The organism is Streptomyces sp. CNP082 (genome assembly GCF_059570535.1).
Window position 1 is genome coordinate 44,647 of the sequence record NZ_JCANSZ010000024.1, and the last position, 24,560, is coordinate 69,206.

Genomic DNA, 24,560 nt, shown 5'->3' on the forward strand with positions numbered 1-24,560 from the left:
GGGTCACCCCGGGGGTGCGGCGGTCAGCGGAGCGGCACGCTCTGCGGGCAGGCGCGCGGTCCGCAGCCGTACGGGCCCACTGACCGGACCCGTGAGCAGGCCGGCCGCGAGCCAGGCGTGGAACGCGGAGGCCACAGCGCGCCAGCGCCACCCGGGCCCCGGGCCGTCGGCGCCGGAGCCGGCGGCGCTCAGGCACAGGACCCGGCCGCCGTAGCGCAACAGGCACCGGTCACCGCGGTACGCCGCCACGACCAGCGCGCCGGGGTGGCGCTCCGCCGCCGCCCGCACCTCCCCGGGAGATCCGCCCGGCACCAGCAGCACGTCGGCCACCCGGGACCACGGCGCCGGTGCCGTCAGCCCCGCGCGCACGTGCTCGTCGGCCACCGGCAGCCCGGTGCCGCGGCGGACCTCGGCCCGCACCCGGTGCACCGGCCCCGGCAACGACCGCGGCTGCGGCTGCGGCTGCGGCTGCGGCTGCGACCGCGGATGCCCGTGGCGCAACCGCGGGCCCGCCGGCGACTCGTCCGCGTACACCGGTATGTCCCGCACCGCGGCGGTGAGCCCCGCCACCGTCACCAGGCACACCGGATCCCCCGCGGCCGTCACGGCACCACCAGGCCGCTCGGCCCGGCCGCACGCATCAGCCGCGGCAGAGCCGCGGGTTCGGTGACCGGTGCGCCCGGCAGCCCGCCGGGGGCGCGCAGCCGCAGCTTCCGGTACAGCAGCGTGCGCATGAGCCGTGCGAACCTCCCCGGCTCCGAGGTGATGCGGTCGGCGACGTGCTCGTAGCGCGGCCGGACCGACGCCCGTACGTCCCGGGTGAGCTGCCGCGCCAGCGGCCGGTCGGTGCGCAACCGGGGGGCGAAGGAGGCGAGTTCCGCCATGGGCGACGCCGGGTCCAGGTCGTCGGGGCCGGTGAGTTCGGCCAGCAGCACCGGCGCGCCCGTGGCCGTACCGTACAAGGTGGTCGAGCCGTGGTCCCCGACGATCACATCGGCGGCGACCAGCGGGCCGACCCAGTCCGCGTGCTGGCTGACCACGGCCAGCCCGGCGCGGCCGAGTTCCGCCAGCCAGCTGCGTATCTGCCACTCGCTGTGGCCGTTCCAGACGTTCGGGTGCAGCAGCGCGGCCACCCGGAAGTCCTCCCGCGGCAGCTCCCGCACCAACTGGTGCAGCAGCTCCCAGCCCTGGCCGAGGAGCGAGTGGGCCCCCCACGTCGAGCACACCAGGACGAGCCGCTGCCGCGAACCGGCGCGCAGCGCCTCGCGGTACAGCGCGCGGGACGGGCGGCTGGCCTGGATGCGGTCGTAGCACGGGTCGCCGGCGACCGCGGCGACGGGCAGCGCCTCGGGGCACTCCCGGCCGAGCCGGGACAGCTCCTCCTCGTGCGCCAGCACGATCGTCTCCGGGATCACGGCCCCGTCGCGCACCAGCATCTGGCGCGCCAGCCCGTACGTGCCGCGCGCCGCGGCGAGGCGCCCGCGGCGGCGCTCGGGCACCATCTTGTTGTGCCCGGCGCCGTGCGGCAGGACGAGCACGGGCGAGTGCAGCTCGTGCAGGCCCTCGTAGCTCGTCGCCAGGGCGAGGTCGAACCTGGTCTGCGCCGCCTGGTCCCAGGGCAGCACGAGGCCGCCCAGGCGCTCCAGGAACGCCGTCACTCCGTTGCTGAACACGTCGGGCGCCGCGGTGAAGCAGACCTGCACCCGCGGGTCCCCCTCCAGCAGCCGCACCGCTTCGAGCACCCGCTGCCCCGACGTCACCGTGTGCACCACCACCAGCACCCGCCTGCTGGTACGCCTCGTCGCCCACCGCTCGACGTCGAGCCGCACCGGCACGTGCCAGCGTCCTTCCCGTATCGCCATGTCCATCCCTGTCGTTCCCCGTTTCCTCTGCTCCGGCCGATCACCCGGCCGCGGTGGCCGCGTGGCTTCGCGGCCACAGAGGCGGGCTGCCCGCCGGGACTGGGACGAGGCTTGCAGGAATCCTGCACTCCGCCTGCGGGCCGGCTCCCGCGCGCCCGGCGCGCGCATCCGTGCGCCCCGTCCCGCTCCCCTGGCGCGGCCGTACTGGCGTGGCGATGGTGAGGTGTCCCCGGCGTGCGCGCGGGGCGCCGCCACGGGAGGGGATCCGACCGCGGGGCGACGGTCCCGCGGGGCGATGGTGGAGCGACGCGTGGAACTACGGGCTCTGGGACCGCTGGAACTCTGGCAGGGCGAGCAGCGCCGCGACCTCGGGTCGCTCAAGCAGCGCTGCGTCCTGGCCGTACTGGTGCACGCGCGCGGGCGCCCGGTCACCGCCGAGACCCTCATCGAGCGGGTCTGGGACGGCACCCCGCCGCCGAGCGCGCCGGGCAGCCTGCACGTCCTGCTCTCCCGGCTGCGCGGCAACCTGAAGCCGTACAGGGACACGATCGAGCTGGAGAAGCCCTCGCCGGGGCTGTACCGGCTGCGGGTCACGCCCGGCAGCGTCGACCTGCTGCGCTTCGAGGAGTTACGGACGCAGAGCGCGACGGCCGTCGGGCATGGCGAGCGGCGGCGGGCCGTCGGGCTGCTGCGCGCCGCGGAGTCGCTGTGGCGGGGCGAGCCGCTGGCCGAGTTCCCGGGCACCTGGGCGGCCTCCGCCCGCGACCGGCTGCTGGAGGACCTGCGCCGGGTGCGGGAGCAGCGCATCAGGCTGGAGCTGGAGGCGGGCCGGCACTCGGATCTCATCGGGGAGTTGGGGGAGCTGGTGGCGGAGAACCCGCTCGCCCAGCGGCTCGTCGCCTCCCTGATGCTGGCGCTGTACCGCTGCGGCCGGCACGTGGAGGCCCTGGACCTCTACCGCACCACGCACCGCCGGCTCGACGAGGAGCAGGGCATGGAGCCCTCGGCGGAGTTACGGGACCTGCACCAGCGCATCCTGGAACAGGACCGCGACCTGCTCGCCGCCCCCACCCCCGCCGCCGGCACCCCGGTGGACGCGGTGGTGACGCCCGCGCCCCGTACCAACCTGCCCCGCGACATCCACGACTTCACCGGCCGGACGAGCGAACTGAGCCTGCTCCTCAGCGGCCCGGGCACGGGCCGGGGGCCGGGGGCGGCGCCCGGCCGGGGTGAGCGGCGGGCGCTGCCGCTCACCGTGATCGAAGGGATGCCAGGCGTGGGCAAGACGAGCCTGGTCGTCCACGTCGCGTACGGGCTGCGCCGCGCGTACCCCGACGGGCAGCTCTTCCTCGACCTGCGCGGCTTCAGCGGCCAGCAGCCGTACGACCCGGCCGAGGCGCTGGCCGTGCTGCTGCAGACGTGCGGCGCGCCGAAGCTGCCGGACACGCTGGACGAGCGGGCGGGCGCGTGGCGGGAGTGGACGGCGCGCCGGCGGCTGCTGCTGGTCCTCGACAACGCCCGCGACGCCGCGCAGGTCGAACCGCTGCTGCCCGCGTCGCCGGACTGCCGGGCGATCGTCACCAGCCGCAACCGGCTGCGGCTGGACGGCGCCGAGGAGCTGCACCTGGACGTGCTGTCGGCGGCGGAGGGGGCGGAGCTGTTCACCCGTATCGTCGGCGCGGCCCGGCTGCCGGGCGACGGCGCGACGCTGGCCGAGGTCGTGGCCGCCGTCGGCTGCCAACCGCTGGCGCTGCAACTGCTCGCCGGGCGCTTCCGGCACCGCGGCTCCTGGGACCTCGCGCACCTGCTCGGCCGGCTCAGCCAGGCCGCCGACCCGCTCGACGAGCTGGACGCCGCGGTGGCCTCGGCGTTCCGTCTGTCGTACGAGGAACTCAGCGCCCCGGCCCGGGACATGCTCTGCGCCCTGGCCCTGGCTCCCGGCCCCGACCTGGCGCCGACCGCGGTGCTGGCGCTCGTGGGCGCCGCGCCGGACGTCCCGCCGGCGGGGCCGCGGCGCAGCATCGACGAGTTGCAGGACTGCAACCTGCTGGACGAGCCTGTACAGGACCGGTACCGCCTGCACGACCTCACCCGCCTCTTCGGTCTCCAGGCCGGCCGGCGCGCCGGGCAACCGGCCGCGCGGCAGGCGGCGTTCGAACGCCTCGCCGCCCACTACCTGACCGGCGCACACCGCGCGACCCGACTCGCCCACCCGCACCACCGCATCCTGCCCCTGCCGCCGGACCTGGTCTCCCCGTACGCACCGGAGTTCGCAGATGCCGACGAGGCGTCGGTATGGCTGTCGGTGGAGCGCGCCAACCTCCTGGCCACCGCCGCCCGCGCCGCCACCGCCGCCCCGGCGACGGCGGCGCTGTTCCCCCACGTCCTTGCCCCGTCCCTGGAACGCTGGGGCGCCCGCGAACCCGCGGCGGCCCTGTACGACGCGGCCCTCACCGTCCTGCGCACCCGCGGCGACAGCGCCACGCTGGCCCGCACGCTGGTGGACCGCGCGGCGCAACGTGCCAAGGACAACCCGGAGGAGGCCCTGCGCAACGCCCGCGAGGCGCTGACGGAGTTCCGGCGCCGCGATGACGAACCGGGCTGTGCGGACGCGCTGTACCAGGCCGGCAGGTCCCATGTCACGGCCGGGGACAGCGAAGCGACCCTGCGCGTGCTGAACGAGGCGCTGAGTCTGTACGCGAGGAACGGCGACCGCCATGGCGAGGCGCAGTGCCTGAACGTGCGGGGTCTCGCCCTCAGGTATGCCGGACGACACCACGAGGCGGTGGAAACCGCCCACGCGACACTGGCCCTGCGCCGCGAGATCGGCGACCGCTACGGGGAGGCACGCAGTCTGAACAACATCGGGGAGCTTCGGCGCGACGAGGGCGACTACGCCGCGGCCCGCACGTACTACGAGCAGTCGCTGGCCCTGATGCGGCGCTACGGCGAACGCCGGGACCTGGCCACCCTCTCCACGAACCTCGGCACCGTGCACCACGCGACCGGCCACACCTCAGAAGCGCTGGTCTGCTTCCACCAGGCCCTGCAGAGCCACCGGGCCGCCGGCGACGCCCTGGGCGAGGTGCACGCGCTGACGAGCCTGGGCGACACGTACGCCGAGTGCGGCCGGCGCAGCGAGGCCGCACTGCACTTCGGCATGGCCGCGCGACTGGCCGCGACGATCGGCAACGCGTACGAACGGCAGCGGGCGCTGGTCGGGTTGGCCGACGTGCACAGACGGTCGGGCAAGCTCACGGCAGCGCGCGAGACGTACGAACTCGGCCACCGGATCGCCGACGAGGCAGGATTCCCCCTCGGCAGCGCACACGCGCTGGAGGGGCTGGCATGGGTAGCGCTGGCCGCAGGCGCCGAGGGCGAGATGCGGCGGTACGCGGAAGAGGCGATGCGGCTCTACCGCGCGTGGGAGGCCGACTCGGACGCGGCCAGGGTCGCGGAGCTGCTGCGGGAGCATGGCATGACCGGCTCCTGATCAGGAGCCGGTCATGGGTGCGCGCTGGCGCGGTTCAGGCGGTGGCGTGAGTGCCGGAGCCGGCGGGCTCCCTGTACATCCACTCCGTTGCGCCTGCAACTACTGCAAAGGTAAGGGTCGTGGTGATCAGCACGGCTATAGCGCGCACGGAGGGCCTCTCATCGAAAACTTACGTGTGGGGACACACGTCGCAATGTCCGCGTGGATCTTAGCACTGATTCGCGAAGTGCAAATCTTCACTTACCCATCGTCGCCCGTACCACCGCCACCGGGCAGTCCGCGTGGTGCAGCAGCGCCTGGCTCACCGAGCCCAGCAGCATCCCCGTGAGGCCGCCGCGTCCCCGCGCGCCCACGACCACCAGCGCCGCCTCCCGGCTCGCCTCGATCAGCGCCTCCCGGGGGCCGCCGCGCAGCACGCGGCGCTCGACGCGGACGTCCGGGTAGCGCTCGTGCCGGCCCGCCAGGGCCTCGGCGAGCACGCGCTCCTCGTCCTCCTCCAGGTCGCCCGAGCCGCTCGCGTACGGCGCTGCCGGGTCCTGTGGCGGCGGGAGTTCGGCCTTCCACGGGGACCAGGCGTGTACGGCGAGGATGCCCGTGTTGCGCATCGCGGCCTCGGCGAAGGCGAATTCGACCGCCGGGTCGCCGGCCTGTGAGCCGTCCATGCCGGCCACCACCGGGCCCTCACGCGCCGGGTCGCCCTCGCCGCGTACGACGAGCAGCGGGCAGTGGCCGTGCGCCGCCAGGTGCACGGCCGTCGAGCCCAGCAGCAGGCCGGTGAACGCGCCGAGCCCGCGGCTGCCGACGACAGCCAGTGCCGCGTCGCGCGACTCCTCCACCATCACCGGCATGGTGTCGCCGGTGATGACGGCGCCCTCGGCCGCGACGTCCGGCTCGGCCTCGCGCGCATGCTGTACCGCCTCGGCGACCAGTTGGTCCGCGTGGTTGCGCAGCCCGCCCCCGGGCGGGCCCACCGACGACGGCTCCAGCGGCACCCGCATCACCGGCCAGAAGAAGGCGTGCACGATACGCAGGCCGGTGCCGCGCATCCGTGCCTCGCGGGCCGCCACGGCGACCGCCTCCAGGCTCTCGGGCGACCCGTCCGCACCCACCAGCACCGGTGCACTCACCATCGGCCTCCGTCTCCTGGATACACGTGCCGTCTCACCAGGCTTGCCCACCGCCGCCGGTCCCGCCAGCCGGCGGCGGGTGAGCGGGTGAGCGGGTGAGCCGGGGGCAAGCGGTGCGTGGCCGGCGGGCGGGGGCGGGGGCCGGAGGCCCCCGTCAGTGCGTCGCCGTCAGCGCCAGTGCCTCGTGCAGCTCCGCCGGGTCCTTCCGCACCGCCGGCCCGTCCAGCCGGGCCGTGACCCGCCCCGACGTCAGCACCGTCACCGTGTCGGCGCACTGCGCCGCCGACGCCGGGCTCGGCGAGACCAGCAGCACCGCGAGGCCCTCCCCCGCCAGCGTGCCGACCAGGTCGAGGATCTGCCCCACCAGGATCGGCGCCAGGCCCTCCGTCGGCTCGTCCAGCAGCAGCACGCGCGGCGAGCCCAGCAGCGCCCGCGCCAGCGCCAGCATCTGCTGCTCGCCGCCGGACAGGTCGGTGCCGCGGTGGGTGCTGCGCTCGCCGAGCCGGGGCAGCAGGTCGAGCACCCGCTCCGGGGTCCAGGGCCGGACGCCGCCGGTGCGGGGCGGGCGGTGGGCGAGGCGGATGTGCTCGGCGACGGTCAGCCGGGCGAAGACCCGGCGGCCCTGGGGTACGAGGCCGACGCCGGCGCGGGCGATGCGGTGCGCCGGGCGGCCGGTGACGTCGCGGCCGGCGACCTCGACGGTGCCGGTCGCCGGGCGCAGCAGGCCGGCGACGGCGTGGACGAGCGTGGTCTTGCCGGCGCCGTTGTGGCCGACGACGGCGTGCACGCTGCCCTCGGGGACGTCGAGGTCGAGGTCGTGGAGGACGGTGCCGCCGTGGTAGCCGGCGGACAGTCCGGAGATGCGGAGCATGGGGCGGGTCACCTCTTGGCGCCGGGGTCGTGGGCGTCGGCGGCACCCGCGGTGCCGCCGGCGGCCGGGGTGTCCGCCGTGGTGGCGGCGTCCAGGTACGCGCTGCGCACCTCGGGCAGGTCGAAGACCTCCCGTACCGGCCCGGAGGCCAGCACCCGCCCGGTCACCAGCACCGTGACCGTACGGGCCAGCCGCGCAACCACCTCGGTGTTGTGCTCCACCAGCAGTACGGCGATGTCGTCGTCCAGGGCGCCGAGCACGTCGATCAGCCGGACCACGTCCCGGTCGGTGAGCCCGGCGGCGGGCTCGTCGAGCAGCAGCACGCGCGGCCGGGCGACGAGCGCGGCGGCCAGGTCGAGCAGCCGGCGCTGCCCGTGCGACAGGGAGCCCGCCGGCCGGTCCGCCACCCCGGTGAGGCCCACGTCCGCGAGCCGCTGCGCGGCGGCTTCGGCCAGCCGCCCGCGGCGTGCGGTGCGCCGCCAGGCGCCGCGGCGCTCGGGGTGGTGCCGCCAGGAGGCGAGCAGCACGTTGTCCAGGACCGTCAGGTCCGGGATGGCGGTGGGCTGCTGGAAGCTCCGGGCGACGCCGAGGCGGCTGCGCCGCGCGGGTGCGGTACGGGTGACGTCGCGGCCGAGGAAGGTGATGGAGCCCTGGTCGGGCCGCTCGGTGCCGGCGATGAGGTTGAGCAGGGTGGTCTTGCCGGCGCCGTTGGGCCCGATGAGGGCGTGCCGGGCACCGGCGGGCAGGTCGAAGCTGACCCCGTCGACCGCGGTGAGGCTGCCGAAACGGCGGGTGAGGCCGTCGAGTTCGAGGGCGGCGGGAGCCGCGGGGGCGGCGGATGCGGTCACGACGTGCCCTTCCGTACGCGGACGGGGGCGCCGGAGGCGGCCGGGCTGCCGCCTTCCGTGCGCGCGGCGGAGGGGCCGGCGGTGCACGCCGCCGCCCGGCCCGTACGAGGAGTGGGACACACCGCGGCGGGCACGGTCACGTCGTCCCCTTCCGGTCCCGGGCCGGCGGGCCCGCCTTCGCCGGCCGCGGCGGGCCGGTGTCGCCCGCCCTGCGCGGCGCGGGCACCCGGCCCACGGCGCCGCCGGCGTGCTCGCCGTCCCCGGTGTCTGCGCTGTCCGCGCCATCCGAGGCGTCATCCGCACCGTCCGCGGCGGCCGTACGGGGTGTCCCGGACACCAGTCCGGCGAGCCCGCGCGGCAGCAGGTAGACCGCCGCGACGAACAGCGCGCCGAGCAGCAGCGGCCCGTGGCCCGGCCACGACCCGGCGAGCCAGTCGCGGGTGTAGACGATGAGCCCGGCGCCCAGCAGCGCGCCGATCACCGACGTGATGCCGCCGATGACGGCCGCGAGCAGCGCGAGCGCGGCGATCTCGAAGCCGACGTCGGCCGGCGAGACGTAGCTCTGCACGGCGATGAGCAGCGAGCCGCCGGCGCCCGCCAGCGCGCCCGCGCCGACGTACGCCACCAGCAGGTACCGCGTCACGGGGTGGCCCGAGGCGCGCATCCGCTCCTCCGCCTCCCGCGAGCCGGTGAGCAGCTTGCCGGCCGGCGAGCGCAGCAGCACCAGCGCCACGGCGACGACGCAGACCACGACCACGGCCGCGTACTGGTAGATCGCCAGCTCCTCGAAGAGCGGCTCTCCGCCCCAGAACGCCTGCGTGGAGGGGAACCCGGCGAGGCCGTCGGTGCCGCCGGTCACGGACTTCCACTGGCCGATGGCGATGGCCGTCAGCTCGCCGACCGCGACGGTGATCATGAGCACGGTGGTGCCGCGGGCACGGATCACCGCGGGTCCGGTCACCAGGCAGAACGCGGCGGCGACGGCGGCGGAGAGCACCACCTGCACGGGCCCGACCGTCCAGTCGTTCTCGGCGAGTTTGGCGGTGGTGTACGCGCCGACGGCGAACGGCGCGCTCTGCCCGAGCGTGGGCAGCCCGGCGTAGCCGGTGACGACGGTGACGCTGACCGCGAGGAGGCCGAAGGCCAGGGCGTAGCCGGCGAGGGAGAGGGAGTAGGCGTCGAGCATCATCGGCAGGAAGGCCAGCACGACGACGAGGACGAGCAGCGGGGCGGCGGCGCGGGCCGCCGCGGCGATCCGCCCGGCGCCGCCCGCCTTAACGGCCGCAGCCGGCGATGCCGCCGCCTTGGCCCGGCGCGCCGCCAGCGCGTCGCGCCACGGCCACGGCACCCGCGCCAGCGCGCGGCGCAGCCGTTCCGCCGGGTCGGGCGGCGGGTCGCCGCCCGGTTCCGGGCCGTGCGGCTCGGCGAGCCCGCGCCCGGAGCGCAGGATCAGCACCGCGGCCATGGCGGCGAAGAGCAGGTACGGCGCCCAGTCCGGGGCGACCGACACCCCGAGCGTCTGCACCTCGCCGACCCCGATGGCGGCGACCAGCGTCGCCCACAGCGACCGGAGCCCGCCGAGGACCACGACCACGAGGGAGAGCATCAGCACGGTGTCCCCGGTGCTCGGCCCGGGGCCGATGATCGGCGCGCCGAGCACGCCGGCGGCACCGGCCAGCGCCCCCGCCGCGGCGAGGACGCCGGTGTGCACGACCCGGGGGCTCAGCCCCGTGGTGGCCAGCATCTCCGGGTCGTCGGCCGCGGCGCGTACGGCGGCGCCCGCGCGGGTGCGGGTGAGCACCCAGGTGCCGGCCGCGGCGAGGACCACGGCCATCACGATGAACCCGAGCCGGTAGGCGGGGTAGCGGTGGCCGAGGAGGTCGACGGAGGTGTCCAGCGCGTCCGGGACGCGTACCGGCATCTCGTCCGCGCCGAACCCCTCGACGAGCAGATTGCCGCCGATCAGGGCCAGCCCGAAGGTCAGCAGCGCCTGGTCGAGATGGCCGCGGCGGGCCAGTGGCGCCGTCGCCGCCGACAGCACCGCGCCCGCCGCGCAGGCGGCCGCGGTGCCGGCGACGAGCCCGAGGGCGAGGCCGCCCCAGGTGCCGTCGCTGAGTTCGGCGCCGGTGTAGGCGCCGACCGCGTACAGCGTGCCGTGTGCCAGGTTGAGCACGCCGGCGGTGCCGAACGCCAGGCTCAGGCCGGCGGCGACGACGAACAGCAGCAGCCCGTAGGCGACGCCGTCGACCGCCGGCACGAGCTGGGCATCGAACGCGCCCATCTCAGTCGCCGAGTGTGGCCAGGTCCTGGACCGTGACGTTGGAGAGTTGCTCGCCGTCCTTGCGGACCTCGCGCAGGTACCACTTCTGCACCGGCGCGTGCGACTTCTTGCCGAACGACCAGGTGCCGCGCGGACTTTCGATCTGACCGAGGTTACCGAGGGCCTCGTTGATCGTCTCCGAGTTCACCTCACCCTCCTCGGCGGCGTCGCCGATGGCCGCGTCGAGCGCGGCGGCGGCGTCGTACGAGGCCACGGCGTACCCGGTGGGCGGGGTGTCGTGCTTGGCGTTCCAGTCGGAGACGAACTTCCGGTTGGCATCGTTGTCCAGGTCGGACACGTAGTTGGAGACGGACTGAATGCCCTCGGCCCCGTCGCCCTGGGCCGCAAGGACGGTGCCCTCGGTCAGGGTGCCGGAGGCGTACAGCGGCAGGTCGGCGATGTCCGACTGGGCATACTGCTTGACGAAGTCGATGGCGGCCTTACCGGCGTAGAAGGTGTACACCGCCTTGGCGTCGGACTGGGCGATGTCGGCGAAGTAAGGGGTGAAGTTGGTGGTGTCGGGGAACGGCGTCCAGGTGGCCTCGCCATCGGGGTTGGCCAGTTCGCCGCCGGCCTCGGTGAAGGTGTCGGTGAAGCCGCCGATCTGGTCGTAGCCGCCCTGGTAGTCCGGGCCGATCGCATAGACCGGCCCGTCGACCTCGTCCTTGACATACTGGGCGATGGCGGTGCCGTAGTCCGTCGACAGGAAGCTGGTGTGCCAGACGCGGCTGACGTCCTTCAGATCCGGCCGGCCGCCGGTACTGACCAGCGGGATCTTGTTCTGCTCAAGTATCGGCAGCACCGCGTTGTACGTGCCGTTGGCGACGATGCCGGCCATCACGTCGATCCGGTCCTTCTTCACCAGCTTGGTGACGGCCGGCACCGCGGTGGGCGGGCCCTCCCCCTCGTCGCCCACCGACAGCTCGACCTCGCGCCCCCCCAGCTTGCCGCCGTGCGTATCCAGGTAGAGCTGGAAGCCGTTGCGCATGTCGGTGCCCACCGCCTCGTACGTACCCGAGAGGGCGACCAGCAGGCCCACCTTCACGGTATCGCCGCCGGAGCCGCTGTCGCCCCCGCTGCAGCCGGCGAGGGCCAGCGAGACGGCAGCGGCTGCGGCGGCGGTGGCCCGGGCTCTGCTGCGGCCCGGACTGCGGCGTATGGATGAGTTGACGAACACGAAGGCTCCCGAGGGGAAATGTGAGATGGGCTGGGGGTCGGTCCGGGGGTCGGCGGTGGAGGTCGGAGACAAGGGGCGTGGCACGACGACGGACAGCCGGGCGCGCGGGCGGGGCGAGGGGACCCGCCCGGGCGGCGGCTGTCAGGAGGCCGGCTGCGAGTCGCGCACTTGGGGGCTGAGCGCGTCGCCCACCTGGTTGATCAGCTCGGACATCATGTAGCTGACCTCGCCGATGTCCGCGTCCCGGGTGGTGGTGACCAGGAGCGACGCCCCGCTGGAGACCGCCATGGAGAACATGTAGCCGCCCTCCATGGCCGTCAGGCTGTGCTCGACGGGGTCGGCCTCGATCAACTGCGCAGCGCCGGAGAGCAGGTTGACGATGCCGGAGGCGATGGCGGCCAGCCGGTCCGCGTCGTCCTGGTCCACCCCGGTGTAGGCCAGGGCGAGGCCGTCCACGGAGACGGCGATGGCCTGGGTGACCTCGGGTATGCGCCGCGCGAAGTCACTCAGCAGCCAGCTCAGGTCGGCAGTGGATGGGGTCGTCATCACGTGCTCCGTTGCGAATCGTCGTCGTGTGCGGTCTGGGTACGGCCGCTGTTCCTGGCGGTACGGCCGTCGCCGTTGCCGCCACTGCCGCCGATACCGGCCGGGCGACCGCGGTCGGCGGCCCCTGAAGCTCCCTCGCGGCGGCCGGTGCTCCTGCTGATGCCCTGGGTGTACGCGGCCAGCACGTCGGAGATCTGCCGGGAGTCCCGGCGCTTGGCAGGCGCGGGCTTCCGCTCGCTCCGGCCCGGCTTGCTCTCCCCGTCGCGCTTGAACCGCGGCCACTGGTCCGCCGGCTGGCGCATCCGCACGGGCAGCCCCGAAGCGCTGACACCGGCGACGCGGTCGGCCGGGTCGTAGTCCGGGCCGAAGGGCGAACCGCGCCGCGCGCCGCCGCCGCTGCGGGTCCCGGCCTCCGGCGCCGCCGGGGCGTCGCCGCTCTTGGCGGCCGGGCCGCGCCGGGGCGCGCCGGCGCCGCCGGGCTCGTCCATCGGCTTGCGCGGACCGGGCACGCCGCGGGGCTTGGCGGTGAAAACGCTCGCCTCCCCTTCCACCAGGGGCCGTTCGCCCTCGGCCAGGGTCTCCTCCTCGACGGCCACGAGGACCGACGGCGGGAGGGTGACCTCGGCGATGGTGCCGGGTCCCGCGGAGTTACGCAGTTCGACGACGATGCCGTGGCGGCCGGCGAGCCGGGCCACGACGTGCAGGCCCATGGACCGCACGGCGCCGACGCCGGTCTGCGGGTTGGCCAGCCGGGCGTTCAGCTCGTCGCGGCGCTCGGCGGTCATGCCGACGCCCTCGTCGACGATCTGGATCACGGCGCGGTCCCAGAGCCGCCAGACCGCGACGCCCACCTGTTTGTCGGGGGGCGAGAAGCGGGTGGCGTTGTCGAGCAGTTCGGCGAGCATGTGCGCGAGGTCGTGCACCGCGCGGGCGGCGATGCCGATGCCCTGCTCCACGATCCCCATGGCGACGCGCTCGAACCGCTCGATCTGCTGGGCGGCGGCGACGACCACGGTGGCGCAGGGCGCATCCGATTCGCGTACCCGGGCGTTGCCGTAACCGCCCATCACGAGCAGGTTGTTGGTGTTGCGCTCCATGCGGATGGCGAGGTGGTCGAGCGCGAAGAGGATCTTCATGCGCTCCGGGTCGGCCTCGTCGCGCTGGACCGCGTCCAGCTCGGACACCATGACGGAGGTGAGCTGCGCACCGCGCCGGGCGACGCCGACCAGGGTCTCCGCGAACTGCTCGTGCGCGTGCGCCTGCTGGGCCGCGAGCCGTACCGCCTCGTGGTGCACGGAGTTGAACGCCTCGCCGACCTCGCCGATCTCGTCGTCGCCGGTGGTCTTCACCGGGCTGACGGAGCTGTTGGCGACCTGCTGTGGCGTGGCGCCGCCCAGCGCACCGGGCTGGGAGAGGTCGGAGACGACCTTCGGCAGCCCGTCGGTGGCGACGTCGTGCGCCGCGTTGCGCAGGTCGCGCAGCCGGCGGATCATCACGCGCCCGATCCGGAAGGCGAAGAGCAGCGCGCCGACCAGCGTCACGAGCACGACGATGGCCTCGGCGACGGCCCACCGGATGAGCGAGGACCGCTCGTCCGTGACGGAGGCGTGCACCGCGTGGTCGACGCGGCCTTCCACCGAGCGCAGCATCGACAGCCGGTCGGCCGTGGCCTCCTGCCACTCGGCGGCGGCGATGTCGAGGTCCGCGCCGATCGGGGTGCGGCCGACCTGGTCCTCCATCCGCTGCGCGGGCAGCGCGCGCGGGCCGGAGAGCGTGCGCTCCAGCCAGGAGCGCCAGTCGTCGGGGCCGAGCGCGAAGAAGGCTCCGATGGCCTCGGTGTAGCCGAGCTGGGTGGCGTCGAACGTGCGCTGGGACGCGGGGGTGAAGCCGCCGCCGGCCAACGCGCGGAGCACCACAGCCTGTTGCTGCGCCAGGTGCTCCCCGGCGCGCGACAGCGAGGCGGAGGCCCGGATGCGGTCGGCGATGTCGGCATCGACGCCGTCGGCCTGGGCAATGCCGTCCCGGTAGGCGATGAGGTCCGCGATCGTGATCCGGTATCCGAACGCGAGCGCGGAGAGCGTGCCGGCACCGGAGCGCGCCTGGGCGCGCAGTGACGGCAGTTCGGCCAGCGAGCGATCGATCCGCTCGAGTGCGAGGTCGGCGTTGTGCGGCAGGGAGTCGAGCTTCCTGCGCTTCTCGGTGTAGTCCGAGACGCCTGCGTCCGTGGCTTCGGTGGCCTTGCGGAACGTGGTGGCATCGCCCTGCGAGGCGACCAGCGCGGTTGCGGCGACACGTTCGTGCTGCAGCCGTGCGGTCAGCTCCGCGGCGGACTCGGCGGCATCGACCATCTGCGCCAGCCTGTTGGCCTGGAACGCCTGGGAGGTCGCGGGCGCGAGTGCGCGTACGGAAAAGGCGATGGCCACCGCGAGGGGCACGGCGACCAGGAGGACGAGTCGACGGTTGATCTTCACTACGCGACCCCTAGGCCGGGGTCATGAAGCAGTAAAGCTGACACGGGATTACCTTGCGATGGGGAGGACTTGACATGTGGGGGTCGGTGCAGCCATCGCTCCTGCTGAGGGTGGGCTGAGCGACGGGTCTGATGCTAAGCCGGAAGTGTAAGTTACGGATGAGTACAACATCAAAATATGCAAGAGGGAGATGCAATCTCTACCTCTCACAATCCGGTTCGATCAGGTTCAGTCTGAAATTTCAGAGATAGGCGGCCTGTTCGAGCCTCGGCGAGGCCAACGCTCCACGCGTCAGCCGCGTTTGAGCGCGTGGCCGCCGAAGCCGCTGCTGCGGTCCGACCCCTGGTTCTGCTCCTGCCACCAGGCGTCGAACTCCGGCTGCCCCATCTTCTGCCAGTCCGGAGTCTGTTCGACCTGGGCACGGCCCAGCCGGCGGCCGAGGGCGACCATGGCGGCGCCGACGGCGGTGCGGTCGGCGTCGTACGCGGCGGCGATCTCCGGCCAGTTGCCGTTCGCCCGACAGGCCGCCTCCAGCGCGGTGGCGTCCTGCAGCGCCTTGACGCTGCCGCCGCCGGTGTGCGGCCGTACGACGGTGGCGGCGTCGCCGGCGAGCAGCAGCCGGCCGACGGCGAGCCGCGGCACCTGGAGGTCGTAGATCGGCTGGATAAACGAGTCCTCGGGCGCGGTACGCAGCACGCAGCGGCCCCAGTACGGCGGGAAGTGCTCCGCGACCAGGTCGCGCAGGTACGCCGTGAGCTTGGCGGCGACCCGGCCCGGGGGCAGCGAGGTGGGGGTGCGCAGGTCGGGCAGCAGCTCGGGGTCGTCCGGCAGGACGGTGTAGAGCACCCAGTTGACGCGGAGGCCGCCGCCCGCGGCGGGGATGAGGTACAGCACGCAGTGGCCGCCGGGGAAGACGATCGTGCGCGCCACGGCGCCGTCCATCTCGGAGTCGCCCGGCACAGGCGTGGAGGTACCGCGCCAGCCGAGGTAGCCGGCGTAGTCGGGGGCGAGCCCGGGGAACATCGCCTCCCGGACCACCGAGCGGTACCCGTCCGCGCCGATCACCGCGTCGAAGCGCTCCCGGCGGCCGTCGGCGAGGCGGAGGGCGACGCCGTCCGCGTCCGGCTCGACCCCGGTGACGGCCGCGCCCGTGTGAAAGGTGACCGACCCGGGCACCCGGCTGCGCAACTCGTGCCACAGAGAGCCCCAATTGTATGCGCGGAACGGGAAGTGCTGGTCGGCGAGCGCGCGGCCCAGCTCCGCGTCCCCGTCGCGGATCGTCCACACCCGGCGGTTCATGCCGGACCACGGCATCGCCGAGTCCACGTACCCTGCGGCCTCCAGCTCCGCGAACCGGGCGTCGTGCAGGGCAATTCCCACCCCGCGGTCGCGCAGCTCACCGCCGGCCCGCTCGAAGACGGTGACCCGCCCGGCCCCCGCCCGCGCCACCGCCTGCGCCGTGGCGCACCCCGCGATGCTCCCGCCCACCACGGCGACGGAGTCCTCGTTCACCACGGTCTCCCCTCTGTTCTCCGGGCCGGTCCACGCGGCTTCGCGCGCCCCGGCCTGCTCTCCGGCACGTTTCGGAACACAACCTTCCCCAAGGGGATCACCACGTCAAGTGATCAACGGGACCGCAACCGGCCCCAACCGCCCCTGTACACAGGCGCGTCGGAGCCGGCGGCCGTGTGCGCGCCCCCCGGAGCGCGGCCGCCACGGGCACGACTTAGGCTAGCCTTACCTATTTGCCAGGGTGGGTGGACAGCGGGTGGACAAGGGGTGGGGTGGCGGGTGGCTGCGCAGGAACCGTCGGGGCAGGACGTCCTCAGGCGTGCGATCAGCGGACAGCGGCGCGGCGTCGCGGTCGGCTCGGCACTGGCCGCCGGGCACCAGCTCGGTGAGGCGCTGGTCCCGGTGCTCATCGGCATGGTCATCGACGACGCGGTCGCCGGGACCGACGCGGGCGCGCTGGTGCGCTGGCTCCTGGTGCTCGTCGCGGTGTACGTCGTGCTGGCGCTGAGCTTCCGCCTCGGGGTCAGGGCGTCCGAGCGCGCCGCGGAACTCGCCGCGCACCAGGTCCGGCTGGAGCTGGTGGGCCGGGTGCTCGACCCGCGCGGCGGCGCCGAGCGGGGCCGGCTGCCCGGGGCGGTGGCGAACATCGCCACCGACGACGCCCGGCGCGTCGGCCACATCGCCATGGTGGTGAACGTCGGCTCCTCGGGGCTGGCCGGCGCGGCGGTCAGCGCGGTGGCGCTGCTGCTCATCTCCGTACCGCTGGGACTGCTCGTGCTGGTCGGCACGCCCGTACTGCTGTGGCTGGGGCATCTGCTGAGCAAGCCGCTGGAGCACCGCAGCGCGGCCGAGCAGGAGCAGGCCGCCACCGCCTCCGGCGTCGCCGCCGACCTGATCGCCGGACTGCGGGTGCTGAAGGGCATCGGCGCACGGGACGCGGCCGTCGAACGCTACCGGGCCACCAGCCGCGACGCGCTGGCCGCCACACTGCGCGCCGCGCGCGCCGAGAGCTGGCAGAACGGCGTCGTGCTCGCGCTGACCGGCGGTTTCCTCGCGCTCGTCGCGCTGGTCGGCGGGCGGCTCGCACTCAGCGGCCACCTCACGTTGGGGCAGCTCGTCGCGGCTCTGGGGCTCGCGCAGTTCCTGCTGACGCCGCTGGAGGCGTTCGCGTACGTCAACGCCGAGTCGGCGCAGGCGCGGGCGTCGGCGGCGCGGGTCGCGGAGGTGCTGGCCGCGGCGCCGGCCGTCGTTCCCGGCGACCGGCGGCTCGCGGCGCCGGTCCGCGGCGAGCTGCGGCTGCGCGGGGTGGGGCTCGGGGCGCTGACGGAGGTGGACATGGCGGTCGCGGCCGGGGAGCTGGTCGGGGTCGCGACGACGGAACCGGCCGCCGCGGAGGCGCTGTTGCGGTGCCTGGGGCGGGTCGAGGACCCCCGGGCGGGGGTGGTGGAGCTGGACGGGGTGCCGCTGACGGGGCTCGATCCGGCTCAGCTGCGGACGGCGGTGCTGGTGGCGGCGCACGACGCGGACCTCTTCGCGGGGACGGTGGGCGAGAACGTGGCGGCGGTGGGCGCCAAGCGGCCGGATACGGCCGCCGGCGGTGCCCGTACCGGGCAGGCGGGAGCCGGCGGCGCAGCGGCCGACGCCGCCCGTACCGGACATGCGGAGGCCGACGACGCACCTGCCGGCGCCCCCCGTTCCGGGCCCGAGCCGCCCGGCCGCGATCCCGGCCCCGGTCCCGCAATGGCCGCGGCGGCGGCCGACGAGGTGGTCCGTGCGCTGCCCCACGGCGCTCGGACCGAGGTCGGCGAGGCCGGTCGCGCGCTCTCCGGCGGGCAGCGCCAGCGCGTCGCCCTGGCCCGCGCGCTGCACGCCCGCCGGCCCGTGCTCGTCGTCCACGACCCCACCACCGCGGTGGACGTGGTCACCGAGGCCCGGATAGCCGAGGGGCTGCGGGCCCACCGCGCCGGGCTGACCACCCTGCTGGTCACCAACAGCCCTGCCCTGCTCGCCGTCGCCGACCGGGTCGTGTTCGTCGACGCCGGCCGGGTCGCCGCCGAGGGGCCGCACGCCGATCTCGTACGCGACGACGCGGCCTACCGGACGGCGGTGCTCGCATGACCGCGGCGCCCGGCGCGTACGACGGCACCGGCGACGGACCGGACGGGCCGGACTCACCGGACGGGCCCGCGGACCGGCGCGCCGGCGAGCTGCTGCCCACCGCCACCCCCGCCCGTACCCGCGCCGCCGTGCGCGAACTGCTGCGCCCGCGCCGCGCGCTGGCCTGGACCGCGTTCGCGGTCATGGCCGCGGCCACCGCCGTCGGGCTGCTCGCCCAGCCGCTGCTGGGACACATCGTCGACCTGGTCACCGACCGGCGCGACCCCGGCGCGCTCACGCTGCCCGTGGTGCTGCTGGTCGCGGTGGCCGCCGGGCAGGGCGTGCTGACCGCGATCGGCCGGACGATGGTCTCCCGGCTCGGCGAGACCGTACTCGCCGAGCTGCGCGAGCGGTTCGTCGAGCGCGCGCTGCGCCTGCCGCTCGACCGGCTGGAGAAGGCCGGCTCCGGCGACCTGACCGCCCGCGTCACCCGGGACGTCTCCCGCGTCGCCGAGGCGGTCCGCGGCGCGCTGCCGGAACTGGCGTCCGCCGCGCTGGCGATCGTCCTCACGCTCGGTGCGCTGGCCGTCCTCGACTGGCGCTTCCTGCTGGCCGCGCTGCTCGCGGTCCCCGTACAGGCGTACACGGCCCGCTGGTACGTACGCCGCGCGGTGCCGCTGTACGCGCGCGAGCGCGTCGCCACCGGGGCGCAGCAGCAGCAGCTCCTCGACACGGTCAGCGGCGCGGCCACCGTGCGCGCGCACCGGCTGGAGGCGCTGCATGCCGGGCGCGTGGACGCGCGCTCGCGCGCCGCGGTGGACCTGCGGCTGCGCGGGGTGCGGCTGCTGATGGGCTTCTACAACCGGCTGCATGTGGCGGAGTACCTGGGGCTGTCCGCGGTGCTGGTGGCGGGCTACGTGCTGGTCCGCGACGGCTCCGCGTCGATCGGCACGGCGACGGCCGCGGCGCTGTACTTCCACTCGCTGTTCGGCCCGGTGAACGTGGCGCTGGTACTCCTCGACGACGCCCAGGCGGCGACGGCGGGGCTGGCGCGGCTGGTCGGCGTCGTGGACGTGCGGGAGCAGGCGGAAGCCGGCGGGGCGGCCCCCGGCGAGCCGGGGCCGCGGCCCGCGGTGGGGGTGTCCGTCAGCGGGGTGTCCCACGCGTACGAGCCGGGCCGGCCGGTGCTGCACGACGTGGACCTTGAGCTGCGGCCGGCGGAGAAGGTGGCGCTGGTGGGCGCGAGCGGGGCGGGCAAGAGCACGCTCGCCAAGCTGCTCGCCGGCGTCCACGTCCCGGCCGCCGGGGGCATCACCGTGGGCGGCGCGGCGCCTGACGAGCCGGGCCGTACGGTCGCGCTGGTCACTCAGGAGGTGCACGTCTTCGCCGGCCGGCTCGCCGACGACCTGCGGCTGGCGCGCCCCGGCGCCGGCGACGCGGAACTGCGCGAGGCGCTGGCCCGGGTGGGCGCGCTGGACTGGGCCGAGGCGCTGCCGCAGGGGCTGGACACCGTCGTGGGCGAGGGCGGTCACCGGCTGACGGCGGACCGGGCGCAGCAGCTCGCCCTGGCCCGGCTGGTGCTGGCCGATCCGCCGGTCGCGGTGCTCGACGAAGCCACCGCGGAGGCGGGCAGCCTCGGCGCGCGGCGGCTGGAGGAGGCGGCGCAGCGGGCGTTGGAGGGGCGTACGGCGCTGGTCGTCGCGCACCGGCTCAGCCAGGCCGCGGCGGCGGACCGGGTCGTGGTGCTGCAGGAGGGCCGGGTGGCGGAGAGCGGCACGCACGACGAACTGCGGGCCGCGGACGGGCCGTACGCCGCGCTGTGGCGGGCGTGGTCGGCGGGGCGCGCGGCGGATGCGGAGCAGGGCGGCGGGCATGGGGAGGCCGGCGGGCGGGAGGGGGACGCCGGTGGGCGGGAGGCAGACGCCGCCGGGCGGGGTGCGGGCGGCGCCGGGCGGCCGGGGGCGTAGCGGGTCGCGCAGGTCACGCCGTCGGTACGGGGACGGGTGCGGGTGCGGGCCGGCCCCTGGCCCGTACTGCCGCGGTCTTCAGACGGCCCGCGAGCGGCGGGCGTCGATCGCGGCGGCGGTCGTGACGGCGCGCCACGCCTGGTACCGGGCGGTCTCCAGCGCCACGTCGCCGGGCGGCTCCGCCGAGCCGTCCGAAGCGGGGTCCGGGCAGCCGGGCGGCACGATGAGGCCGCCCCAGTGGCAGAAGACGTTGACTAGCGCCAGCAGAGCGGCGTCGGGCCCCCCGCCGGTGGCGGCGGAGGACGTGAAGGCCGAGTACACCTTGTCCGCGAGCCCGCCGGCGGACCCCAGCCTGCCGGTGGTGTCGATGAACGCCTTCAGCGGGGCGGACATGTTCCCGAGCCGCGTCGGGGTGCCGAACAGCACCACGTCGGCCCAGTCCAGGTCGTCGACGCCGGCCTCGGGCACGTCGGCTCTCGCACCGCGGCCCCCGGCCGACCCGGGTATCGCCTCTCTCCCCGGCTTCCGCGCCGCTTCCTGCGCCGTCTCCTGCGCGGCCTCCGGCACCCGGCGCAGCCGCACGTCGGCGCCGGCCTTCTCCGCGCCCTCGGCGGCGGCGACGGCGAGGGCGTGCACGGTGCCGCCTGCGCTGTAGTAGATGACGGCCGCCCTGACGGGGGTCTCGGATTCCATGGTGGGCCTCTCACTCCGCGGTCCGGCTCGGGGACGGTTCTCGGTGGGGCACGCGTGTCCCGCGCGCGTGCCCCGTGGCTAAGACGACCCGGCCGCCGCACGTGTGAGGGGCGGCCGGCCTCACAGTCCTGCGCTCCGTTTCGTCATACCAGGGAGAGCTGTCACGCGACCGAGGGAGCACCGGCACCATGACCACATCGTCCGCGCCGCAGTACGGCCGCCTCGAACCGGGGCCCGCCGGGACCGCGAGCGAGCGGCGACGGCTGACCAACCTCGCCTACCGGCTGCTCGGTTCGCTGGCCGACGCCGAGGACGTGGTGCAGGAGACGTACGCCCGCTGGTACGCGATGCCCGCGGAGCGGCGGGCCGCCGTCGTCTCCCCGGGAGGCTGGCTGACGAGGGTCGCCGGGCGCGTCTGCCTGGACCTGCTGGGCTCGGCGCGGGTGCGGCGGGAGCGGTACGTGGGCGAGTGGCTGCCGGAGCCGCTGCCGGACCGCACGGAGCTGGCCGGCGGCCGGGTGGGCGGGGCGGCCGAGGACGCGGTGGACCCGGCGGACCGTGTGACGATGGACGAGTCGGTGCACATGGCGTTCCTCGTGGTGCTGGAGTCGATGACCCCGGCGGAGCGGGTGGCGTTCGTCCTGCACGACGTCTTCCGCTACCCGTTCCCGGAGGTGGCCGAGATCGTCGGCCGGTCGCCGGCGGCGTGCCGGCAGTTGGCGTCGTCGGCCCGCCGCCGGGTCCGTACGGCGCGGCAGCCCGCGGCGGCGGAGCAGCACGCCGCCGTGGTACGGGAGTTCCGGCGGGCCTGGGCGGCGAAGGACATCGGCGCCCTGGTCGGGCTGCTGGACCCGGACGTGACGTCCACGCCGGACAGCGGCGGCGTCGTGCCGGCGGCGCTGCGGCCGATCGTCGGGCGCGAGGAGGTCGCGCGGGCGTTCGCGGACCTGCGGGAGCGGCAGCCCCGGATCGAGCTGCAGGAACGTACGGTCAACGGGCAACTCGGCGTGGTGGCACAGGTGGACGGGGACACGGGGGCGGTGCTCGCCTTCCGCGTGGCAGAGGAGAGGATCACGCACATCTGGACGATGCGCAACCCGGAGAAGCTGCGCGCCTGGACGGCGGCCTGAGCGGCGCGTCCGCCGGCGGCTGGCCCGCACCCGTGGCTCACCGCACCCGCTGCAGCGCGCGCTCGCGGCGGGCCGCGACCCTCGCGCCCGACTCCCGGCGCGCCATCCGGCGCAGCACCACCGGCGCCACCGCCAGGCCCAGCACCGCCCACGCGCCGAGCACACCGGCGGTCTCCCAGAGCCGCCAGGAGTCGCCGATCTCCACGGCCGCCGCCGCGTCGGGCAGCATCGCGGCGCGCATGCCGAGCCCGAGCCAGTACAGCGGGAAGACCTGTGCGGTCCACTGCAGCCACTCCGGCAGCGCGGTGACGGGGTAGAAGATGCCGGAGATCCCGATCAGCGCGAGCACCGGGAGCTGGATGAGGCCCTGCGCGCGGGCGTCGCCGAACACCGAGCCCAGCACGGCCCCGATGGGCAGCGTCGCGACCATCCCGAGCGCGACGACGCCCGCCAGGTGGCCCCAGGCGCCGGCGTCGAGGTGCAGGCCGTCGACGAGGAACAGCGCGGGGACGAGGAAGAGCGCGAGGTCGGCCAGCAGGCCGCCGGCGACGGAGACGACCTTGCCGACGAGGTAGCCGGCTACGCCGTTGGGGGTGGCCCTGGCACGCAGCAGCGTGCCGTCCTCCCGTTCTGCGGTGAGCAGTTGGCTCATGGTGACCATGCCGAAGGACACGTTCATGCCGAGGATCCCGGGCAGGGTCAGGGCGCCGAGCATGAAGCCGGTGGAGCCGAACTCCCGCCCGCGTACGAACCACAGGACGCCCAGCATGAGCAGCGGCCAGAACAGGTGGCTGAACAGCTCGGTGCCGTTGGTGAACGACTGGCGCAGCTCGATCGCGCCGCGCCGCAGCCCGGTGCGCAGGACGCGGGCGTTCACCGGGGGCTGCCTTCCGCGGTGGTCCCTGCCGTGGTCTCCGCCGCGTGGACGAGGGCGAGGTAGGTCTGCTCCAGCGACGCCCGGTGGACCTCCAGTTCTGCGATGTCCGCGCCGTGGCGCGCGAAGAGCCCGCGGACGAAGGCGGTGGAGTCGGCGGTGGCGTGGGCCCGGGGCCGGCCGCGGTGGCGCCAGCGGACGCGGTCGGCCCCGGCGATGCGGCGGGCGAGTTCCGCGGGGGTGCCGTCGGCGATGATGCGGCCCGCGTCGAGGATGGCGATGCGGTCGGCGAGCCGTTCTGCCTCGTCCAGGTCGTGGGTGGTGAGCAGGACGGTGGTGCCGGCGCTGCCGAGGTCCCGTACGAGGCGGTGGCAGGCACGCCGCGCCTCGGGGTCGAAGCCGGTGGTCGGCTCGTCGAGGAAGAGCAGGTCGGGGCGGCCGACGATGCCGATGGCGAGGTCGAGGCGGCGGCGCTGGCCGCCGGAGAGGGTACGGATCTTCCGTGCGCCAAGACCGCCGAGGCCGACGGCGTCGGCGAGTTCTCCGGGGTCCCAGGGGGTGCGGCCGAGGCAGGCGTAGTACGAGGCGAGGTGGGCGAGCAGTTCGCGGACGCGCCACTTGCCGTGGTCGCGCCAGGACTGCAGGACGACGCCGACGCGGGCGCGCCAGTGCTCGTCGCCGTGCGCGGGATCGGCGCCGAGGACGGTGACCTCGCCGGCGGAGCGGGCCCGGAAGCCTTCGAGGATCTCGATCGTGGTGCTCTTGCCGGCGCCGTTGGGACCGAGGAGAACGAGCGTCTCGCCGTGCCGTACCCGCAGGTCCACGCCGTGCAGGACGTCCGTGGCGCCGTAGCGCATGCGCAGCCCGGCGACCGCGACGGCCGCGTCGGTACTCACAGCGCCTCCCGGATGCGCGCGGCGAGGGCGGCCCGGTCCACGCCCGCGAGGTCCAGCGCGCGGGGCACGGGGCCGGCCTCGGCCTGCAGCAGCGCGTACAGCAGGTGCAGCGGCGTGAGGTCCTTCTTGCGGTGGGCGCCGGCCATGCGGTCCAGGGCGAGCTTGAGCGAGGCGCCGAACGGCGGCCGGCGGCCGGGGTCGGGCGTGGCGCGCAGGTCGAACGCGCCGAGCGCGACGCCGGCGGCGCCGAGGCTGTGCGCGAACTCCCCCTCCAGCGCTGCCTGCAGCTCCGCGCGGCCGAGGCCGGCGGCGGCCAGGACGCGCTGCGGCTCGGTGCCGTCCTGGTCGGCGACCGCGAGCAGCGCGTGCCGCGCCTCCATGGTCGCGGAGCCGTCCTCGCGGGCCTCGGCCTCGGCGGCCAGGAGCACCGCGTGCAGGTACCTGTCGAATGCGCTCATCCCCGCCTCCTCAGCGTGACGCCGGCGGCGATGAGCCGCTTGGCGTGCTTCTTGTGCACCGCCTGGCGCGTGACGCCGAGCGCCTCGGCGACCTGCGGCCAGCTCCAGCCGGTACGCATCGCCCGTTCCACGGCGGCGTCCTCCAGTCGGTCGGCGAGGCGGCGCAGGGCCGCGACCGCCGCCAGGGCGTCTGCCGGATCGTCATCTGCCATGCAAGC

19 protein-coding genes are annotated in these 24,560 nt (G+C 75.4%); 4 read left to right on the forward strand and 15 right to left on the reverse strand.

Features of this window, described 5'->3' with window-relative positions; genetic code table 11:
• Positions 1 to 3: 3 nt before the first annotated feature.
• Both B124_RS19870 and B124_RS19875 read right to left on the reverse strand, forming a co-directional pair.
• Complete coding sequence (locus B124_RS19870) at positions 4 to 606, reverse strand: hypothetical protein (protein WP_496504229.1); 603 nt, start codon at positions 604 to 606, stop codon at positions 4 to 6.
• Positions 603 to 1,868 carry a hypothetical protein gene (locus B124_RS19875; RefSeq protein WP_496504230.1) on the reverse strand — a complete coding sequence of 422 codons (1,266 nt, stop codon included), beginning with the start codon at positions 1,866 to 1,868 and terminating at the stop codon, positions 603 to 605. Before B124_RS19875 ends, B124_RS19870 begins: the two co-directional genes overlap by 4 nt.
• A gap of 304 nt (positions 1,869 to 2,172) precedes the next feature.
• Between B124_RS19875 and B124_RS19880 the strand changes: the two genes are divergently transcribed.
• Positions 2,173 to 5,355 carry an AfsR/SARP family transcriptional regulator gene (locus B124_RS19880; RefSeq protein WP_496504231.1) on the forward strand — a complete coding sequence of 1,061 codons (3,183 nt, stop codon included), beginning with the start codon at positions 2,173 to 2,175 and terminating at the stop codon, positions 5,353 to 5,355.
• A 236-nt stretch (positions 5,356 to 5,591) separates the two neighbouring features.
• On the opposite strand, the gene B124_RS19885 is transcribed toward B124_RS19880, so the two are convergent.
• The 8 genes from B124_RS19885 to B124_RS19920 form a co-directional block, all read right to left on the reverse strand.
• Positions 5,592 to 6,485, reverse strand: coding sequence for a universal stress protein (locus tag B124_RS19885; RefSeq protein WP_496504232.1), 894 nt, complete (start codon positions 6,483 to 6,485; stop codon positions 5,592 to 5,594).
• 151 nt (positions 6,486 to 6,636) lie between these two features.
• Positions 6,637 to 7,353 (reverse strand): ABC transporter ATP-binding protein, encoded by a 717-nt coding sequence (locus B124_RS19890; RefSeq protein ID WP_496504233.1) that lies wholly within the window; start codon positions 7,351 to 7,353, stop codon positions 6,637 to 6,639.
• Between the two features lie 8 nt (positions 7,354 to 7,361).
• Complete coding sequence (locus B124_RS19895; RefSeq protein WP_496504234.1) at positions 7,362 to 8,201, reverse strand: ABC transporter ATP-binding protein; 840 nt, start codon at positions 8,199 to 8,201, stop codon at positions 7,362 to 7,364.
• A gap of 136 nt (positions 8,202 to 8,337) precedes the next feature.
• Positions 8,338 to 10,482 (reverse strand): branched-chain amino acid ABC transporter permease, encoded by a 2,145-nt coding sequence (locus B124_RS19900; protein ID WP_496504235.1) that lies wholly within the window; start codon positions 10,480 to 10,482, stop codon positions 8,338 to 8,340.
• A gap of 1 nt (position 10,483) precedes the next feature.
• Positions 10,484 to 11,698 carry an ABC transporter substrate-binding protein gene (locus tag B124_RS19905; RefSeq protein WP_496504236.1) on the reverse strand — a complete coding sequence of 405 codons (1,215 nt, stop codon included), beginning with the start codon at positions 11,696 to 11,698 and terminating at the stop codon, positions 10,484 to 10,486.
• A 141-nt stretch (positions 11,699 to 11,839) separates the two neighbouring features.
• Complete coding sequence (locus tag B124_RS19910) at positions 11,840 to 12,244, reverse strand: roadblock/LC7 domain-containing protein (protein ID WP_496504237.1); 405 nt, start codon at positions 12,242 to 12,244, stop codon at positions 11,840 to 11,842.
• Complete coding sequence (locus B124_RS19915) at positions 12,244 to 14,715, reverse strand: sensor histidine kinase (RefSeq protein ID WP_496504238.1); 2,472 nt, start codon at positions 14,713 to 14,715, stop codon at positions 12,244 to 12,246. The genes B124_RS19910 and B124_RS19915 overlap by 1 nt, the downstream gene beginning before the upstream one ends.
• Before the next feature lie 291 nt (positions 14,716 to 15,006).
• Positions 15,007 to 16,227: an FAD-dependent monooxygenase gene (locus B124_RS19920; protein ID WP_496504239.1), complete on the reverse strand. Its 1,221-nt coding sequence runs from the start codon at positions 16,225 to 16,227 to the stop codon at positions 15,007 to 15,009.
• A 279-nt stretch (positions 16,228 to 16,506) separates the two neighbouring features.
• Here B124_RS19920 and B124_RS19925 point away from each other — a divergent pair, with 279 nt between their 5' ends.
• Complete coding sequence (locus B124_RS19925; RefSeq protein WP_496504240.1) at positions 16,507 to 18,345, forward strand: ABC transporter transmembrane domain-containing protein; 1,839 nt, start codon at positions 16,507 to 16,509, stop codon at positions 18,343 to 18,345.
• Positions 18,342 to 20,291, forward strand: coding sequence for an ABC transporter ATP-binding protein (locus B124_RS19930; protein ID WP_496504241.1), 1,950 nt, complete (start codon positions 18,342 to 18,344; stop codon positions 20,289 to 20,291). Before B124_RS19925 ends, B124_RS19930 begins: the two co-directional genes overlap by 4 nt.
• 78 nt (positions 20,292 to 20,369) lie before the next feature.
• Here the strand turns inward: B124_RS19930 and B124_RS19935 are convergent, their stop codons facing one another.
• Positions 20,370 to 20,984, reverse strand: coding sequence for a flavodoxin family protein (locus B124_RS19935; RefSeq protein ID WP_496504242.1), 615 nt, complete (start codon positions 20,982 to 20,984; stop codon positions 20,370 to 20,372).
• A 188-nt stretch (positions 20,985 to 21,172) separates the two neighbouring features.
• On the opposite strand from B124_RS19935, the gene sigJ reads away from it, so the two are divergent.
• The gene (gene sigJ, locus B124_RS19940; RefSeq protein WP_496504243.1) at positions 21,173 to 22,114 is read left to right on the forward strand and encodes an RNA polymerase sigma factor SigJ; all 942 of its coding nucleotides are present in this window, start codon (positions 21,173 to 21,175) and stop codon (positions 22,112 to 22,114) included.
• 37 nt (positions 22,115 to 22,151) lie between these two features.
• Here sigJ and B124_RS19945 read toward each other — a convergent pair whose 3' ends face one another.
• The 4 genes from B124_RS19945 to B124_RS19960 are packed head-to-tail and all read right to left on the reverse strand — an operon-like array spanning position 22,152 to position 24,554.
• Entirely contained in the window at positions 22,152 to 22,991 is an 840-nt protein-coding gene (locus B124_RS19945; protein ID WP_496504244.1) for an ABC transporter permease, read from the reverse strand.
• Positions 22,988 to 23,884, reverse strand: a complete 897-nt coding sequence (locus B124_RS19950; RefSeq protein ID WP_496504245.1) for an ABC transporter ATP-binding protein — start codon at positions 23,882 to 23,884, stop codon at positions 22,988 to 22,990. The genes B124_RS19945 and B124_RS19950 overlap by 4 nt, the downstream gene beginning before the upstream one ends.
• Positions 23,881 to 24,342: a Clp protease N-terminal domain-containing protein gene (locus B124_RS19955; RefSeq protein ID WP_496504246.1), complete on the reverse strand. Its 462-nt coding sequence runs from the start codon at positions 24,340 to 24,342 to the stop codon at positions 23,881 to 23,883. Before B124_RS19955 ends, B124_RS19950 begins: the two co-directional genes overlap by 4 nt.
• On the reverse strand, positions 24,339 to 24,554 hold the full coding sequence (locus tag B124_RS19960; RefSeq protein ID WP_101420395.1) for a hypothetical protein: 216 nt from the start codon (positions 24,552 to 24,554) through the stop codon (positions 24,339 to 24,341). The genes B124_RS19955 and B124_RS19960 overlap by 4 nt, the downstream gene beginning before the upstream one ends.
• Positions 24,555 to 24,560 lie beyond the last annotated feature (6 nt).